This window comes from Paenibacillus sp. J22R56 (genome assembly GCF_056269375.1).
The window spans coordinates 105,596-122,557 of record NZ_JBWDNV010000010.1; the positions used below are offsets into that span (position 1 = coordinate 105,596).

General features: G+C 45.7%; 14 protein-coding genes. 3 read left to right on the plus strand and 11 right to left on the minus strand.

Annotated elements, in window-relative coordinates:
• Positions 1–28 precede the first annotated feature (28 nt).
• From AC0YNT_RS23350 to AC0YNT_RS23365, 4 genes are all read right to left on the minus strand, one after another.
• Positions 29–901 (minus strand): carbohydrate ABC transporter permease, encoded by an 873-nt coding sequence (locus AC0YNT_RS23350; RefSeq protein WP_475806765.1) that lies wholly within the window; start codon positions 899–901, stop codon positions 29–31.
• Entirely contained in the window at positions 898–1,821 is a 924-nt protein-coding gene (locus AC0YNT_RS23355; RefSeq protein ID WP_475806766.1) for a carbohydrate ABC transporter permease, read from the minus strand. The genes AC0YNT_RS23350 and AC0YNT_RS23355 overlap by 4 nt, the downstream gene beginning before the upstream one ends.
• Before the next feature lie 96 nt (positions 1,822–1,917).
• Complete coding sequence (locus AC0YNT_RS23360; RefSeq protein WP_475806767.1) at positions 1,918–3,252, minus strand: response regulator; 1,335 nt, start codon at positions 3,250–3,252, stop codon at positions 1,918–1,920.
• Positions 3,245–5,053 (minus strand): cache domain-containing sensor histidine kinase, encoded by a 1,809-nt coding sequence (locus tag AC0YNT_RS23365; RefSeq protein ID WP_475806768.1) that lies wholly within the window; start codon positions 5,051–5,053, stop codon positions 3,245–3,247. The genes AC0YNT_RS23360 and AC0YNT_RS23365 overlap by 8 nt, the downstream gene beginning before the upstream one ends.
• A gap of 303 nt (positions 5,054–5,356) precedes the next feature.
• Between AC0YNT_RS23365 and AC0YNT_RS23370 the strand changes: the two genes are divergently transcribed.
• Positions 5,357–5,956: a DJ-1/PfpI family protein gene (locus tag AC0YNT_RS23370; protein ID WP_475806769.1), complete on the plus strand. Its 600-nt coding sequence runs from the start codon at positions 5,357–5,359 to the stop codon at positions 5,954–5,956.
• A gap of 72 nt (positions 5,957–6,028) precedes the next feature.
• On the opposite strand, the gene AC0YNT_RS23375 is transcribed toward AC0YNT_RS23370, so the two are convergent.
• Positions 6,029–6,871, minus strand: coding sequence for an AraC family transcriptional regulator (locus AC0YNT_RS23375; protein ID WP_475806770.1), 843 nt, complete (start codon positions 6,869–6,871; stop codon positions 6,029–6,031).
• A 201-nt stretch (positions 6,872–7,072) separates the two neighbouring features.
• On the opposite strand from AC0YNT_RS23375, the gene AC0YNT_RS23380 reads away from it, so the two are divergent.
• Together AC0YNT_RS23380 and AC0YNT_RS23385 are read left to right on the plus strand one after the other, a co-directional pair.
• Entirely contained in the window at positions 7,073–7,588 is a 516-nt protein-coding gene (locus AC0YNT_RS23380) for a hypothetical protein (protein WP_475806771.1), read from the plus strand.
• 27 nt (positions 7,589–7,615) lie between these two features.
• The gene (locus tag AC0YNT_RS23385; protein WP_475806772.1) at positions 7,616–8,815 is read left to right on the plus strand and encodes an MFS transporter; all 1,200 of its coding nucleotides are present in this window, start codon (positions 7,616–7,618) and stop codon (positions 8,813–8,815) included.
• 232 nt (positions 8,816–9,047) lie between these two features.
• Here AC0YNT_RS23385 and AC0YNT_RS23390 read toward each other — a convergent pair whose 3' ends face one another.
• From AC0YNT_RS23390 to AC0YNT_RS23415, 6 genes are all read right to left on the minus strand, one after another.
• Positions 9,048–9,755 carry a DNA alkylation repair protein gene (locus tag AC0YNT_RS23390; RefSeq protein ID WP_475806773.1) on the minus strand — a complete coding sequence of 236 codons (708 nt, stop codon included), beginning with the start codon at positions 9,753–9,755 and terminating at the stop codon, positions 9,048–9,050.
• 119 nt (positions 9,756–9,874) lie between these two features.
• A complete protein-coding gene (locus tag AC0YNT_RS23395; protein WP_475806774.1) occupies positions 9,875–10,999 on the minus strand; it encodes an NADH-dependent flavin oxidoreductase in 1,125 nt (374 codons plus the stop codon).
• Between the two features lie 182 nt (positions 11,000–11,181).
• The gene (locus tag AC0YNT_RS23400; RefSeq protein ID WP_475806775.1) at positions 11,182–12,741 is read right to left on the minus strand and encodes a glycoside hydrolase family 43 protein; all 1,560 of its coding nucleotides are present in this window, start codon (positions 12,739–12,741) and stop codon (positions 11,182–11,184) included.
• 74 nt (positions 12,742–12,815) lie between these two features.
• Positions 12,816–13,811, minus strand: coding sequence for an endo-1,4-beta-xylanase (locus AC0YNT_RS23405; protein WP_475806776.1), 996 nt, complete (start codon positions 13,809–13,811; stop codon positions 12,816–12,818).
• Between the two features lie 20 nt (positions 13,812–13,831).
• Positions 13,832–15,895: an alpha-glucuronidase family glycosyl hydrolase gene (locus AC0YNT_RS23410; protein WP_475806777.1), complete on the minus strand. Its 2,064-nt coding sequence runs from the start codon at positions 15,893–15,895 to the stop codon at positions 13,832–13,834.
• Between the two features lie 129 nt (positions 15,896–16,024).
• Positions 16,025–16,945, minus strand: a complete 921-nt coding sequence (locus AC0YNT_RS23415) for a carbohydrate ABC transporter permease (RefSeq protein ID WP_475806778.1) — start codon at positions 16,943–16,945, stop codon at positions 16,025–16,027.
• Positions 16,946–16,962: the final 17 nt, after the last annotated feature.

Genomic DNA, 16,962 nt, shown 5'->3' on the forward strand with positions numbered 1-16,962 from the left:
GATCATGTGCACTATTACGATTCGAATACTATCCTTTCACGCCACCAAGATGAAGTCCCCGCATGATATACTTCTGGAAAACAAGGAACACAACAATTGGCGGGATCATCACCATCGTTAATATGGCGAACCGAATATTAAGCGCCAGCCCTTTGGCATTAATCACATATTTGTAGATGGCAGTAGCCAGCGGATAATGACTGTCATTGTGCATAATGAGCGATGGCCAGAACCAATCATTCCAGGATGATGAGAAAATAAAGATAGCGAGCGTTGAGAAAATCGGTACGGAAAGCGGTAACGCGATTTGAATGAAACTTCTCCAGTCCGATGCACCGTCAATACGTGCTGCTTCGAATATTTCATAATGAATATCATCGAAGAAGTTTTTGAGCAGCAATAGGAAGAAGGCATTGGCACCCGCAGGCAGCCAGAAAGCGGCAAACGAGTTCATGAGGCCTAGATCCTTCAGATTCACAAAGTTTGGAATGATATAAGTCGTTGGTGGTATAAACAAAGTCATCATAAAGAAGAAATAAATCCCTCTTCGGTAAGGCACATTGAGCTTAGATAAGCTGAAAGAAGCAAGTCCAAGTACAACGACCGTAATGACCAGGTTACCCCCAAAAATATAAAGCGTATTTCTTAGAAACTCCGGCAAATCGATAAAATTCCAACCCTTATCAAAGTTATCGAAATGCCATACGTTTGGCAGAAACTTAGGCGGGAAGGAGTTTACTTCCACATTGGTTTTTAACCCGTTAAACAATGTCGTAAGAATCGGATAGATCATAGAGCAAGACATAATAATGAGCACGAGCACCATGATCGAATAACCTACTAGAATAGGCTTCTTCTTAAGGTCAAACGAAGAGAGAATACCTCTTTCCACCTGTTTCATCGAACATCTCCCTCCTTGCCTTGAAGCCTATATTGAATGATAGCGAGTAATCCCAGCACGATAAACATAAGAACGCCAAGTGCTGATGCAACCCCATAATTTTGCTGGTTAAATGCATATTTCACAATGAGCAGCGCATACGTCAAAGTCGTATTATTAGGACCACCGTCAAGCATCGCGAGCTGTGATTGATAACCTTGCGAGGTGCCGATCAGCTGCAGAATAAGCAGCAGGATAAGCAGTCCCTTAATGGAAGGCAAAGTAATGTAACGGATCCTGTTCCAAACCCCCGCCCCATCAATCTCCGCCGCTTCATACCAGTCTCGTGGAATACTGAGGACAGCTGCCAAGTAAATCAGCATAGCTGAACCAAATTGCTGCCAAGATTCCATAATAACAAGTGAAATCATCGACCAGCTTTTATCCGTCATGAAGGCAATCGGCTCATTACCAAACCACCCTGTAATAACACCGTTAATTGGCCCAACCGGATCATAGAACCAACGCCATAATCCGTACAGGACAACGACCGGAATAATATTCGGCAAATAAGCAGCCACACGGACAACGCCTTGAAAGCGGCGAATTTCCGAGATCGCAATGGCGAATATGATTGGAATCCAGAAGCCAATAACCAGACATAGGAACATATAATAAACAGTGTTCTTCACAGCCGTCCATGCATCCTCATCGTGAAGCGCCACTTTGTAGTTATCAAACCCTACGAAGCTGTTCCCTTTTACAAAGTCAATGTGGTAAAAGCTGTACACGAATCCTTTGATAATCGGGACCCATAGAAACAAAATAAAAATGATGAAAGCCGGAAGCAGGAATAATAATCCCCAGAAATGCTTCCTTAAAAATACGGCAAATCGGCCTTTACGCTCGAGAGGCGCGTTTGCGGCAGCGTGCTGCTCCATTATGTCTCCCTCTTTTCTTTAACAATCCTCATATCTTATTTTAAAAAAAGGGCCCTCCCGAGGTAATGTGCATATCCAAGGCAATGATGAGTAATTCTACTTCTTTAGCTCGCTTGGGCTCATGCCGTAATACTTTTTGAAAATTTTGCTAAAATGTTCCGGTGATTCATAACCAACCTTCTCCGAAATCTCATAACGCCTCATATCCGTATTAAGAAGAAGCCGCTTGCTCTCTTCCATCCGCAGCTTCACCACATATTCCCATAAGTTATAGCCGGTCTCTTTCTTGAAGAGGTAGCTCAAATAATTGGGACTGACATGATTGTTCTGAGCAACCTCATGGAGGGTTAAACCCTTTTGCGCATAATTGGCGTTAATGTACTCCATCGCTTTCTCGACGATTAAGCTGGTTTGGGCTGTGAACTCTTCTTCCGTCGGACGCTGCGAATATTGATTCCAGTTAAAATCCCCGTAATAGAACACATAATGGTCCTTATGCCGTTCGTTACAGCTAAGCGCTTTTATCACCTGGTCATGAAGAACATCAATAAACTCGATGCCTTTCAGAATCTGGCTGATCCCAATTACACTCGTCATACCTAAATATTTCTGAATGTTAAAATGAAGGCTGCGCCCAATCATATCAAGCTCATTCATGAGGCCAGATGAGGCTGTCTCCCCATATTGAGACTCATTCCATTGCAAAATAATATTAAGATCCCGCTCCGAGGCATAAAAGGCCGTTCGGTTCCAATGCTCGTCGAACAGCTCATTGACGATATTAAGCGCCGCATACCGAAGCAGCTTCTCATCGGTCCTCGACAATTGGCGGTTACGATCCGATAGATTCAGCCGGATGCGGATCATCGAGAAATAAGGGCCCTCCAGCCTTATGCCATGCTTCTCTTTCAAAACCTGGGCAATATCCTGTACTTTCAGTGAAGGGTTGTCACTCACCAGCTGGTTCAGCCATTCCACAGACTGCGGATTAAGCTCATCCATATGGAAATGCTCCTGCATACCTGCAAGCAGCTCTTCTTGTTCGGTTGGCTCAGGCTTACGCAGCTTCAGCAGCACGTTACGAACGGAATCCAGAAACTGCTCGTTGTTAAGTGGTTTGATCAAATAATCTTTTGCCCCAAGCCGGATCGCCATTTGGGCATATTGGAATGTCTCATGTGCAGAGATGATAATTGTCTGCACCCAAGGCTTAATTAATTTTGCCTGCTGCATAAGCTCAATCCCGTTCATTGAGCCCATCTGAATATCTGTAATAAGCAAATCAATATCATCGGTCCGCAGGACATCTAATGCCTCATAACCATTATGTGCCATATGAATAGCGGAAATATCGATACCTGAAGAAGTCAGTACGCTGCTTAATCCTTTACAAATAAGTGGTTCGTCGTCTACGACCAGTATGTTATACATCTCCCTGTTCCTTCCTTTCGTCAGCTGCCGGAAGCACGATTGTTACAATGGTTCCGCCGCCGTTTCTTTTCTTATATTGAATCCCATAGATGTTGCCAAAATGAAGCTGAAGCCTCTGATGAATATTTTTAATGCCGTAGCCAAATGTCGGATTAGCAGTTGGTTCATTTAATAGAGACTCAATTGCTTTATAGTCAACATCCTTAAAGCCATTATCCTCAACCCGAATAAGCAGCTTATCCCCTTCATAATCGGCTGTAATATGAATTTCGCCGTCTTCCCCCATATTTTTGACGCCATGGATCATCGCATTTTCAATTAGCGGCTGAAGAGTTACCTTCGGAATGAGATGGTGCATCATCGTGTCTGGAACCGACCAGATAACCTGGAAATCATAATCATAGCGCTTCTGCTGGAGCTTCACATAAGCAGCCGCATGCTCCAGCTCTTCTGCGAGCGTAATCAATTCCCGGCCGCGGCTTAAGCTGATCTTCATCAGCTTCGACAGCTCCTTGATCATTTCGGCGGATTCAGAATTACCCTCCAGTGAGCTTTTCCAATAGATGCTTTCTAGCGTGTTATAGAGGAGATGCGGGTTAATTTGCTGATACAAAATTTGCAGCTGGCTCTCCCGCTGCTTGATCTCCATCTGATATTTGTCATGGATAAGTCCATTTAATCGGCGGGCCATATCATAAAGAGCTCCAATCAATACTCCCACCTCGTCGTTTCTGCCTTTGCCAGGCGTCTCTGGCACTCGCTTGCCAGGCTCATAACGGCGGACAAATGTAGCTAGCCTCTGTAAAGGTGTCATTAAAGAACGCCAGAAATAGAAGATGACTATACAGCCAAATAAGATGTAAGCAACCGATATCAGCTGAATAACCCGCTTCACTTCATTTTGCTGCTGAAGGAGCGACTTAATTGGGATTTTGTAGGTCAGGCGCTGCTGCAGAAGTTCATTGTCACTCGCCATGTAGATGTATTCTGAATTTATAATCGGCTTATCGAGGTTGACCGGCTGATTGCCGGAAGCGGTTGCAGGAAGTTCTACCGTAGTGCCCATCGTCTTTGGATTCGTAGAGGCTAATATATAGTTCTGCTGATCTGTGAAATAAATTTCGCCTCCCGGCAGAGAGACGGATCGCATCGATTCTTCCAGCTTCTTATCCATGTTTGTTGCAATCAGTACACCTATTACACTATGTCCTTGATTAACCGTATTAACGGCACGGATATAGGCGAGTGTACGCTTTTTGACGAGCATATCGTTATTCTCAATAATCTCCATAAAGCCTAAGCCCTTAAGCGAAACAGCCGTATCAAACCACTTCGGCTTATTCGCATCGGTGAAGAAGTAAACACCACTTTGGATCATTTGCACTTTAGGTGCGAAAAAATATTCATTATGAGGATCATAAATATACAGGCTGTAATAAACAGCCTCCCCGCCATTTAAAGCAGTTGAGTAACCAGCAAGCAAAGCGTCCATTTTCTCGTATTTTCTGACGCGTTCAATGACCGTTTCATCGTCATTTGGTACTAACTGTTGAGCAATCGGGTTCTGGATAATCGTTGTTGTAATCTTATTGACGGTATCAATATCCCGGTCGATCAGCGTATGGTTCTGTTTGTTAAGCTCAGCATAAGCATTCGTGACATGCCTCTTTAATATTTGTTCGGCCTCCGAATTGCCATAGCTGTGTAGAATAAATATCGGGCTGACCATGAGCAGGAATAATAAGAGCAGCTGCTGCTTTACACTTAACTTGGTCATTGGATTAGAAAAGCCCGTTCTCATGATGAAACACCCCCAGCTTCCTTCCTTAAATATAGCAAATATGGTTCCATGCAGTATGGCTATTCTTATTTATTTTATAGGTATTTCAACGCACTTCATAGTTGAAAGAGTAGTAGAATCGAACGATTTCCTTCTCGAATAAAAGGAAAATATTGACTGTTGAGGGAGTGAGGAGCATAATAGCAGTGTTGTGCAAAGAATTTCCAGAGCTAGTGCTTTCGAAGTAAGAATTGCTTCACAATTCTTTAAGCTAATGCTTTCGAAGTAAGAATTGCTTCACAATTCTTTTTAGGAGATGAGCTCATGTCGAACAAAGTGCTGATTGTGACTGGCGATGCCGCGGAAGTTTTAGAGGTGTATTATCCTTATTACCGATTGCTGGAGGAAGGCTACGAGGCTGTCATCGCTTCCCCGAAACAGAAAACGTTACATACGGTTTGCCATGATTTTATCGACGGCTGGGATACGTATACGGAAAAGCCAGCGCATCAGCTGCAATCCCATATTGGATTCGCTGATGTAGATCCATCCGAATTCTCTGCCATTATCATCCCTGGCGGCAGAGCACCAGAATATATTCGAGGCGATGCTGAGCTGCCGCGTATTCTGCAGCATTTCATTGATGCTGATAAGCCGATTGGTGCGATCTGCCACGGTGCACAAGTGTTCCTGGCACTTCCTAATTACAGCTATTTTAATGGTCGTACGATGACTTCCTACAATGCATCCCGCCTCGAAGTAGAACGTCTTGGTGCCTGTTATGCGGCGGAGACGCTTCATGTAGACGGCAAACTGGTGACGGGTCATGCTTGGCCGGATCTGCCGGGCTTTATGCGTGAGTTTCTGAAGCTTGTCCGGGAGGACGCTGCCAAAGCTGCAGGTGCAGAAGCGCTTACCTCCTAATTCATAATCCTATACTGCGCAAGCGGCAGCTTTGGCTCTAAGCCATTAGCTGCCGCTTTTTTAATGAAAAAATTAAGTGTGAGGAAACAGATTCTGCTGATTGCTTTCCCGGAACTGATTGGGAGAAAGACCAGTGACTCTGCGGAATATAATCGAGAAGTAATTTGGGTTATCGTAGCCTAAAAGCTTAGCAACCTCCCATACCTTCATTTCTGTAGATACGAGTAGTCTGGTTGCCTCTCCGATCCGCCGATGTATAGCGTAGTTGATCGGAGAAATCTGATAATAATCTTTAAATACATGAGAGACATAATAAGGGTTAACGTGGAATTGCTGACCCAAATCCTTCAAGCTAATATTTTGCTTAAAATTTCTGTCGATATAATCCTTGATTAGCTCGGCAAGACCGGGATTGGACTCCTGCTCTTTAATATTTTGCTGATTACGGACCGCTCTTCTCAGCAGCAAAATGACGGAATTGATCAAATTACGGCTAATCCTGTCATATCCCTCTTCCTTGATAGCCGATTCATCAACGATCATTTTCATCAAAGCAGCAATTTCCGAGAAAACACGGCTGGATCGTATAACGGGCTCAACATCCGGTGGGATGACCCAATCCTCCGCCGGACTTGCCGAAGGCAGAGTAAAGCCGCAGTAATAAGTGATAAGCAGATTATCACTCGACGATTGCTCTTCATGCAGTACACCTTTGTTATAAACCAGAATATCTCCTCCGCTTACATTGAAGGATTGTCCTCCAATTGTAAACGTCCCCTCCCCGTCGCAAACGACGATAATTTCATGCAAATCATCATGCTTATGACTCGGAAAATTCCAGTTTGGCGTATCACTTACTTTTCCCGCATACAACAAGTGACTTTGTATTTCCTCTCCGGCAGCAGAAGCTGTCATATCCTACTCCCTCATTTCCAAAAAAACCTCAATATCTATTATGGCTAATCATACACGATAACGGCCAAAAAGCAGCATTCCTTTTCATTGCTACAGCAAGATATATCACATTGCAGGAATATACGGCAAGATGCTTAATTGCCGCTTCATGAGCCTTCCATTAAGCTTTGACTGTGGAGAGCAAGTCGAAGAGGTGAAAGCATGTACGAGATGGAATGCTGGAAGCAGAACGGGTTTGTCATATTTCCAAGAGCAGTGACGCATTTTTACGCGCTGCGTTACCTTTTATGGATGAAGGAACTGCCTGTGGACCAGCCGTACAACATCCATCACCAATATTTATGGGATATCCGAATGCATGAGCCCGTCTACCAGGCTTTTAGTGATGTGCTGGGAACAACCGCACTTTGGGCACATCTCTGCCCGGGAGAACCTACACCTGTCAAAGGTGCAATTTGTTTGCAGCACACGGTTCCGATTCCGGTAGACAAATGGTGCATTGCTCATATCGGCGATTTATTTATATACAACACGGAGGTTTGCATCATAGATCTGGATGCCGTACCGGATTTCAGCTGGCTTCCGATCACTTACTTCCCGGCAGCACCTGATAATCCGCACTTATTGAAAGAAAGGCTGCGCAGCTGGGACGCTAGCTCGGGTAACACATACCTATCAGCAAGAGGCTGTAAACTTCTTGGCTCTGAACGTTGGTAGGAGCAATAAATCTGGAGGATTCTAAACATGAAAAAAGAAAACCTGCTTATATTTTCATTTACTTTATTAGCCTTTATTCTGGGGACAACCGAATACGTCATAGTTGGCCTGTTGACTCCAATCGCTGAAAGCCTAGGCGTATCTGTTGCACAAACCGGCATTATGGTCTCAGGCTTTGCAATTGCCTATGCGGCTGGAACACCTTTTGTTATGATGGCTGCCGGTTATTTCACAAAACGCCGTGCTTTGCTCATTGGAGCCTCACTTGTAGTTTTGTTCACGATAGGGAGCGCGTTATCCTTTTCTTATCCTGTCCTGTTCCTGACACGGATGGCAACAGCTATTTTTTGCGGTCTAAGCGTATCTCTTGCTGTATCAATAAGTACAGACTACGTTTCTCCTGAGCGAAGAGGTCAGGCACTTTCTTATATCATAGGCGGGTTTACCATTGCCAACGTACTTGGCGTTCCAATCGGAACCTTCGTTGGCCTGCACTTTGATTGGCCTGCCGCCTTCTGGCTGGTCGCGATTTGCGGGATCTTAAGCTTGCTGCTTCTTTACAAAATCGTACCAAGTAATTTACCTGCCGTACAAAGCTCCATGAAGGACCAGTTTCGACTCATGTCGAACCCGCGGGTGCTGCTTGCCTTTCTCATCCCGATTATCGGAATAGCAGCTATATTCGTGATCTACACGTATATTAATCCACTTATGCTGGAAGTCATGCATATTTCAGAAGGACGCACCAGCACAATCCTGCTTGTCTATGGAGCGGTAACCATCATAAGCAATTTGCTTGGCGGTAAGATCGCAACCGGTACGTATATGGCGAAGCTGAAAAAGCTGTTTTTGATCCATGCTGCAGTGTACGTTATTTTCGGCTTCACCGTACAATTTACATGGCCTGGCGTCATCAGTTTGATGGCTATTGCTCTCATCTCATTCACCATTAATGCGGCTTGTCAGCTCTATTTCATTCATCTGACCGAGCAATTTGTCCCAGCGGCCAAAGATTTCGCCTCGTCCCTGCTGCCGATCAGCGCCAATATCGGAATCGCCGTTGGCTCTTCTGCCGGGGCATTCGTAACCGATCATTACGGACTGGAATATCTGCCTTGGACAGCTGCTGTGCTCGCACTTCTTGCCTTTGGCGCCACAGCCTACAGCTATAATCTTGATCAATCGGACAAAAAAAAGGCAGCCTTGCTGGCCGCTCGACAAGCATAGAGGTTTAGAATTTAATAAACAAGTTAATTGCTAACGGAGCAATTCGAATGATTCTGGAGAAGCGTCAGCGTTCGCTTTTGCTCGGGGATTCCAATCTTTACTCTTTAATTCAAAGGAATCCCCGAGCAATGGCGATCGGAAGAACATTCGAATGCGCAGTTTGCAGTACAACCCGAATACAAAGGGGCTATCCTTTCGTCATTTTAATGACATGGGACTGCCCCATTTTATTTTAACAAATACAGGTCTTCTTCTTATTACCGACTGTTCCTCTCGCTTCTACCTTGGCAATATACTCAGAGGCGAGGGGGACCTTGCAGGCAGTATTACCAACATCAACCTTCACAGCGCCGATTGCATCGGCCACAGCTTTTGCTTCTTCGGTTAATGGCAATACGTAAGACGCTACGCAAATAACAAACGTGTTCATCGTATATCTTACGCGGTTCCGCTCCTCATGAACGGTCTTTCGTACCTGCTCCAGAAGCTTACGGATTTCGGTTAAATCAAGCTGTTCATCCGGGGCTATGGTTACATAGTTCGCATAGGTGCTCCAACCGGCGACAGCGATCAGCTCATCCGGCGACTGGATCCATTCCATCGCGAGCTCCCGAGCGAATGAGCTTTCTGCGGTCACATTAGCTACCGTGTATTCGGCAGGCGAGTACCAATAAGCCTGCTGTACCCAATGCTCCAGCGTTGCTTTCGTTATGCTTTTTGGATCAACGGTCAATCCGGCCAAATACATCGCATCATGATTGCCGGAATCATACAGCTTGTACACCAGCTCCTGATCCTTCTTAACCTCTTTGACCAGCTTCTTCATATCCCCGATCTTCACGCCAAAGAAAGGCTCCTTTGCTCCATGCCGCAAATAGGTGCTCTTCGTCTGCTCGCTTCCCATTGCTTCTAAAGCCATCATTACTTCATCAAAGGTCATCTCTTGGCCTCCAATTGCACTCTAATTAATATGAGTATAACGTTGCAGGAGGGGTTGTGCAAAACAAAAAGGACTGACAAGCGGATGCGTTACTCATCCACTGTCAGCCCCCATTTATATTAATCGGTGAATGACAACCAGCCTTCTCTTGCCGTCAGCATGTGCCATAAACCGTCGGGAATTACTAGTTGCTTCTGTGAGCTTAAGCTCAGCTTCGTTTGAATCTCATCCGCATGTCCGGTTTCGACCTTTTGCACCCAATCCGGATCAGTCAGCAGTACCCGTCCAATTGCCACTAGAGGAGCCCCCGCTTGCTGGACCTCAATCGCCTCATCAGCTGTATGAATCGAACCGACGCCAATAATCGGTACCAGCTGTCCTACACGCTCCGTAATCCATTCGAGTCTTGTTTTGCTGTCATCAGCGCCACGCGCTGGCTTGGAACGGAAGTCAAAGAGTGATACATGAAGGTAATCTAATTCCTTCTGCGCCAGCTCATCAATCAGGCGGAACGTATCCTCCATCGTAAGCCCTGGTGTTTCCGGCTCTTCCGGCGAGAAGCGGTATCCCACCAAGAAAGGACCTTCCGCATGTTCAGCCGCTGCCCGTTTCACTTCATCAACAACAGCTAGCGGGAAGGTAAGTCTGCGATCAATATCTCCACCCCATTGATCACTTCTGCGATTGGAATGCGGAGAGTAAAACTGCTGCAGAAGATAAGTGTTAGCGCCATGAATTTCGACTCCATCGAAGCCGGCAAGTGCCGCACGACGGGTCGTCTCGCCAAAATCACGGATAATCGATTCAATCTCTTCATGCGACAACTCACGCGGAACAACATTTGGATTTTCTGACGATGCAACTGCACTTGCGCTGACAACATCTCCGTTAGGAACCAATGCTGGAGGAGCTTGACGGCCGCCATGGAAAATTTGCAGAACAGCCTTAGCTCCTTTGGACTTAATGGTTTCTGCCAAACGAGTCAGGCCCGGAATCATCTCATCACTATCTCCGGCGAATTCCCCGGGAAATCCTTTGCCGTTAGGTGTGACGTAAATACATGCCGTAATAACCAACCCTGCTCCTTCGGAACGGCGTGCATAGTACTCTAGCTCTGCATCCGTTACCGTTCCATCCTCATTCGAAGACGAGTGTGTCATAGGTGCCATAATAATCCGGTTGCTGACCTCAACCCCACTCCGGAATTTAAAGGATTCAAATAATGGTTTATGCTTTTGATCCAAGTTCTCCACTCCTCGTGAACATATCGTATTATTTCGTCGTCAAGTAACTGTAACAACTTTTGTTACTGTAATAATATTACACACAGTTTAAGCTGTCAAGGGTAGTTTATGTAGTTGCGAGCGAAGTAAAACAAAAAGCCCCGTCTCATACCTTGAGACAGGGCTGACCATTGAGGAAGGAGTTACTCCACGAATCCCTCATATTCAAAATAATCATAATAAGCTGGAGCCGAGCTGCCCGCTTCTGTTCCCGTAGCAAACATACCAACACATACGCCAGTAAAAGCGCCATCAACATCAGAGGTCAAATTCTGAGCTGGCATCGTACCAAGGCTTATCCATTCTGCAGTTGTACCATCCAAGGTATACAAGAACTCATAGACATTCTCATCTGAACGGATCGACAGCCTGACGGGTACCTGAGCTTTTATTGGGGTAAAATACTTCGTCACCTTCCCTTGTCTCCATGCCGTTACAAGAATGCCGGCTCGTCCATCTTGCCGAGTTACTCCAATGGAATAATTAGATTTATCACTTAGTCTCGCGGCAATCCCTGCAATCTCACCCTCATGGACCGGCTCATACATCAACCTGGTCTCTATTCTCATGCAATGGTGCTGCTGGCGGCGGCATACAAAAACATTTGCTCCACCTTCTCGAAGACCATTAGCATTGCCGGTTAGCCTAAGGCAGCCTTCCAGCTCCGTCAACGACACGACATCCGATCCAGGAATAACACGGGTGTACATCCATTCCAGTCCAAGACCTTTAGATGAAAATCTCGTCATGACCCTGTTTTTGAAGGATTGGACTGCCCCCTGCTCTCCAATAGCAGGCACCTTCATCTGCAAGGATACATGACCTTCATTATTATCGATCATTGGCCAGCCATCTTCGCTCCACTTCACAGGTGCTAAGAAAGTCTCTCGTCCAAGAACACTGCCTTTTCCGTTCTGCGGCCGAACACCAAGAAATAATGCCCACCAATTACCATGTACATCATCAATTAATTCGACGTGGCCCGTATATTGAATGGGATGATCCTTTAATTGATTATGCGTCAGGATTGGATAAGACAGCATCTCAAATGGACCATATGGCGACTCACTACGGCCAATGATCTCACGATGCATCGGCCCTGTTCCTCCTGAGGCCGTCATCATATAATAGGTACCATGAATTTTGTACAAATGTGGTCCTTCCACCCATGGACCTTCATCACCTTCCCATACGACAACAGGTTCCGTCAGCGCTTTGCCTGTTAAGATATCAATCTCATATTGAATAATATGAGACGTTTCTCCAAACCCAGCTTGTGCGGACACATACACTTTGCCATCCTCATCAAAGAACAGCGAAGGATCAATGTTGCCATAAGGAATAAGAATAGGATCAGACCATGGCCCTGCCGGATTCGTCGCCGTAACATAGAAGTTGCTGATCCCATACACATCTGTCGTAATCATATAGAACACACCATCATGATAACGAAGGACAGGAGCATAGATTCCCTCCGAGCTGTTGCGCGAAAGAAGGTTCACCTGACTTTCACGAGTTAAGACATGACCGATCTGCTCCCAATGAATAAGGTTCTTGCTATGAAAAATCGGCACCCCGGGAAAATATTCAAACGTACTTGTCACCATATAATAATCCTCGCCTACTCGAATGGCGCTGGGGTCCGGATAAAAACCCGGAAGTACCGGATTACGATAGGTCATTGTACTTGCTGCTTTTGCCATTCATGAACCCTCCTCATATTCCAAAAACACATAATGAACGGAGCCCTAAATTCGGGCTCCGTTTCACATCAAGCTTATTTCTGCTGCCAATTGGCGATTTTCCAGAAGGATGCTTTAGGCTCATGCTTCTGATCAAATACAAATGGCCAGTTCTTCCGTCCCCGAACCGGGAAGTTATTCAGCCAGGTGTAATCATCTGCTGCGCCCCAGAAGGTAACGGCTGTAATCACATCTTTGTACTCTCGGAACAGCTGGAATATCTGCTCATACCGCTCAGCTTGCTTCTCCAGCATCTCTTCCGTAGGCTCCGTAAGATCAGTCCGCTTTTCTTCATGATCAAACACTGATATATCAAGCTCTGTCACCTGAAGCTTAAGGCCAGTAGCGGCATAACGCTCAATGGCTTCCCGAATCTCCTCAAGGCTTGGGCCATTCAAGTTCCAATGTCCTTGCAGGCCAATACCGTGAATCGGTACATTCTTATCCTTCAGTGATTGAATGAGACGAATGATTTTATCCCGTTTCTCCGGATTGCATTCATTGTAATCGTTGTAGAACAATAGAGCGTTTGGATCCGCTTCATGTGCATATTCAAATGCTTTTGCAATAAAATCCTCACCCACGAGATTCAGCCATTTGGACTCACGCAGCCAAACGCCGCTTTTATCTTCAATAACTTCGTTTACAACATCCCAGCCGTAGACAATCCCTTTATAACGACCGACAACCGTCTCGATATGAGCCTTCATACGAGCAAGCAGCGTTTCCCGGTCTGCCCCATCAAATACCCAGTCCGGAGTCTGATTATGCCACACCAAGGTATGTCCTCTAAGCTTCATGCCGTTAGCAGCAGCAAAGTCTGCTATTTGATCAGCCGCTTCAAAGGTATAGACCTCTTCAGAGGGATGAACTCGTTCGAATTTCATATCATTTTCTGCGGTTATACTGTTGTAATGGGTGGTCAGTACAGCCTTCTGCGTCTCAATGGTCATTAAATTAACAGCTGCACCAATATCAAAATAATCTTTATATAAGGAATGAAGTGCTGGTATCGTTGATGTTTGTGCCATGTGATGCACCATCTCCTTTGTTAGTAGATAACACGGTTTTGTGCATCAGGAATGCCGGATTTACGGAAGAAGTACGTATTCACAATATCGCGCCATTGCTTGGCGTTCTCAAGCTGTTTGTTCATGCGGCCTGCCACGTGATGGAAGCGATCCTCATCGACAAGGCCCTCCAGCTCCAGCCAGCGGCTGATCCAATACTCAACTTGTTCAACCCCTGCAAAATGCGTATCGTAAATATGTTGAATAATGGTCTTGCCGGATTTCAACTGATGCGTATATGGAACATGATGGAAGAATAGCAGCATTTCATCCGGGCAGCTATCCAGGCTGTCATAGATTTCAGCATTTGGCTTCATATATTGGCCGGAGTACCCCGTACCTGTCGCAATCGTACGATCGACACCAATCCCTTTATGATCAGCAAAATGATACGTTCCCCATTTGGAATATTCATAACCATCTATATCCGGACCGTAGTGATAATGCGGTGTAACCATCCAGCCTACACCAAGTGGTGCTGTATAATTCTCATAGATCGACCAGGACTGCAGCAGGAAGTTTACACTAAAATCTTGTACTTTCTCATTGCTGCCGAAGGTTTGTGCTGCCCACTCTCGAGCAATCTCCTCTGAAGTAAGCTCCGGATTCCAGATCAACCGGCCATAGCCGTACAGATTCGCCTGTGCCAGGTGATGCCCCGTCCAGTTCTCGTCATTACCAATATTACTTACGGCCGTAATGCCGCTATGTGTGTAAGCATGTACTAGTCCTGCTGCGATTTCCTTCACGGTACTACCTGACCCTTTGACATGAGTGTCAAAGTTCAGGACTTCTTTCCATTGCGGAATTAGAAAGCAGACATCTCTTTGCTGGCCCGTGTATTCTTGTGCAATTTGGAACTCCATCATTTGATTCGTATGCTCCATAGCGCCAAAGAGAGGAGAGACAGGCTCACGAACCTGGAAGTCCATCGGTCCATTCTTAATTTGCAGGATAACATTATCTTTGAATCGTCCATCAAGCGGCTTAAAATGATCAAAGGCTGCACGGGCACGATCAGTCGACCGGTCACGCCAGTCCTGATGGCAGTTATACACAAAACAACGCCACAAGACGAGACCGCCGTATGGCTCAAGCGCTTCAGCAAGCATGTTGGCGCCGTCTGCATGGTCCCGGCCATATGTAAATGGACCAGGACGATTCTCCGAATCCGCTTTCACTAGGAAGCCTCCGAAGTCCGGAATATAACGGTACACTTCTGCCGCTTTATCCTTCCACCAAGCACGTACTCGCTCATCAAGCGGATCCGCCGTTTCCAAGCCGCCGATCTCGATTGTGCCGGCATAGTTCACGCTAAGGAATAGCTTAATGCCGTATTCACCAAACACTTCAGCGATACGTGAGACATCCGGCAGCAGCTTTTCTGTAATAAGGAAGGTTTCTTCCCGATGGACATTAACATTATTGATTGCAATTCCATTAATACCGACAGAGGCCATCAAGCGAGCGTAGTCGCGAATTCGCTCAGCATCAGACAACACTTTATTGTTCTCGTAAAAGATGGAACGGCCAGAATACCCCCGCTCTACGCTGCCATCGATATTATCCCAATGATTAATCATGCGCAGGCTATATTTCGGTGACTCTACCAGATCAAGCTGGTCTAGAGAAGCACCTGACTGCATCAGGCGGAGAAGATGGAATGCAGCGTAAAGAACACCTTTCTCCGTACGGCCAGCGGCCACAATGTATTCCCGCTCGCCTTCGCGGACAGTCTTCAAGATATAGCCTTCATCAGAAACTAAGGCTACATTTCCAACCATTTTATCTACCCATGTCTCTCCACCAAGCACATCAAGCACGATAAAACGCTCTTGTGATGACTCATGCGTTACAGACGGTGCCGTCTCAAGCAGCGATCGAATACCACGTGAAAGCTCCATTACAGCCGTCTTCAGAACTCCTTCAATCGGTACTCCAGAAGGGATAACGATCTCCTTTGTCCACTCCGCATATTGTGCCGCAAGCTCTGTTCCCGTCACTTGATCATATCTCAGCCACGCTGCGTATCCATTGTCCCCCACTATTTAAACCCTCCTTAAAGAATTGCGAAGCAATTCTACTTCGTAAGTATTAACCTAAAAAAATGGCGTCCGCCCGATTCCATAGGATGTCGAACGGACGCTATCAAACTATTCGTAATTTTCAATCGACTAGCCTTTTACGCCGCCAACCGTCATGCCTTTTACAAAATATTTCTGTAAGAACGGATAAACCATAATAATGGGCAAGCTCGCAATAATCGTCATTGTTGCGCGGATCGAGGTTGGTGTAACCGCCGTAACCCCGCTTTGACCTGCTGCGAACTGGTCGCCTACATTCGTAGAAGAAGCTGCCGTATTCGAAGTTTGTAAGATTTTCATCAACTCATATTGCAACGTACTTAAGTTAATGTGTGATGAGTTATACAAGAATACGTCGAACCATGAGTTCCACTGCGATACAGCTACAAACAGGGATACGGTCGCTAGAGCTGGAACCGTAAGCGGCAGCACAATACGCATAAACGTAATGAAATCACCCGCTCCATCAATCTTAGCCGACTCCATGATGCCATCCGGCAATCCTTCAATAAAGGAACGGATAACAATCAGATTGAAGACGCTGATAATGCCTGGAATGATGTACACCCAGAAGGAGTTGATCATGTGAAGCTCTTTGATGAGCAAGTAACCAGGAATCAAACCACCGCTGAAATACATTGTGAAGATTGCTACAATCGTTACGAATTTACGAAGTACATACTCTTGACGGCTTACGGTGTACGCCAGCATAGCCGTACAGAAGACGGAAACAACCGTTCCGAGAATGGTACGCAAAGCCGAGATAAATGTAGCATGATAAATCGAAGCTTCATTGAAAATATAATTATAGTTATCCCATGTCCACACGCGAGGCCAGAAATAGAGCCCTCCACGAATCGAATCATTCGCATCATTAAACGATAAGGCGAACATATTAATGAAAGGATACAATGTTACGGTTACGATGCACAACATAAAAACTATATTAGTTATATCAAAAACTTTATCCGGAACGGAGTTGTACCTTGCTTTGGCAGAACTCTCTTTCATGTCGATAACCTCCTTGC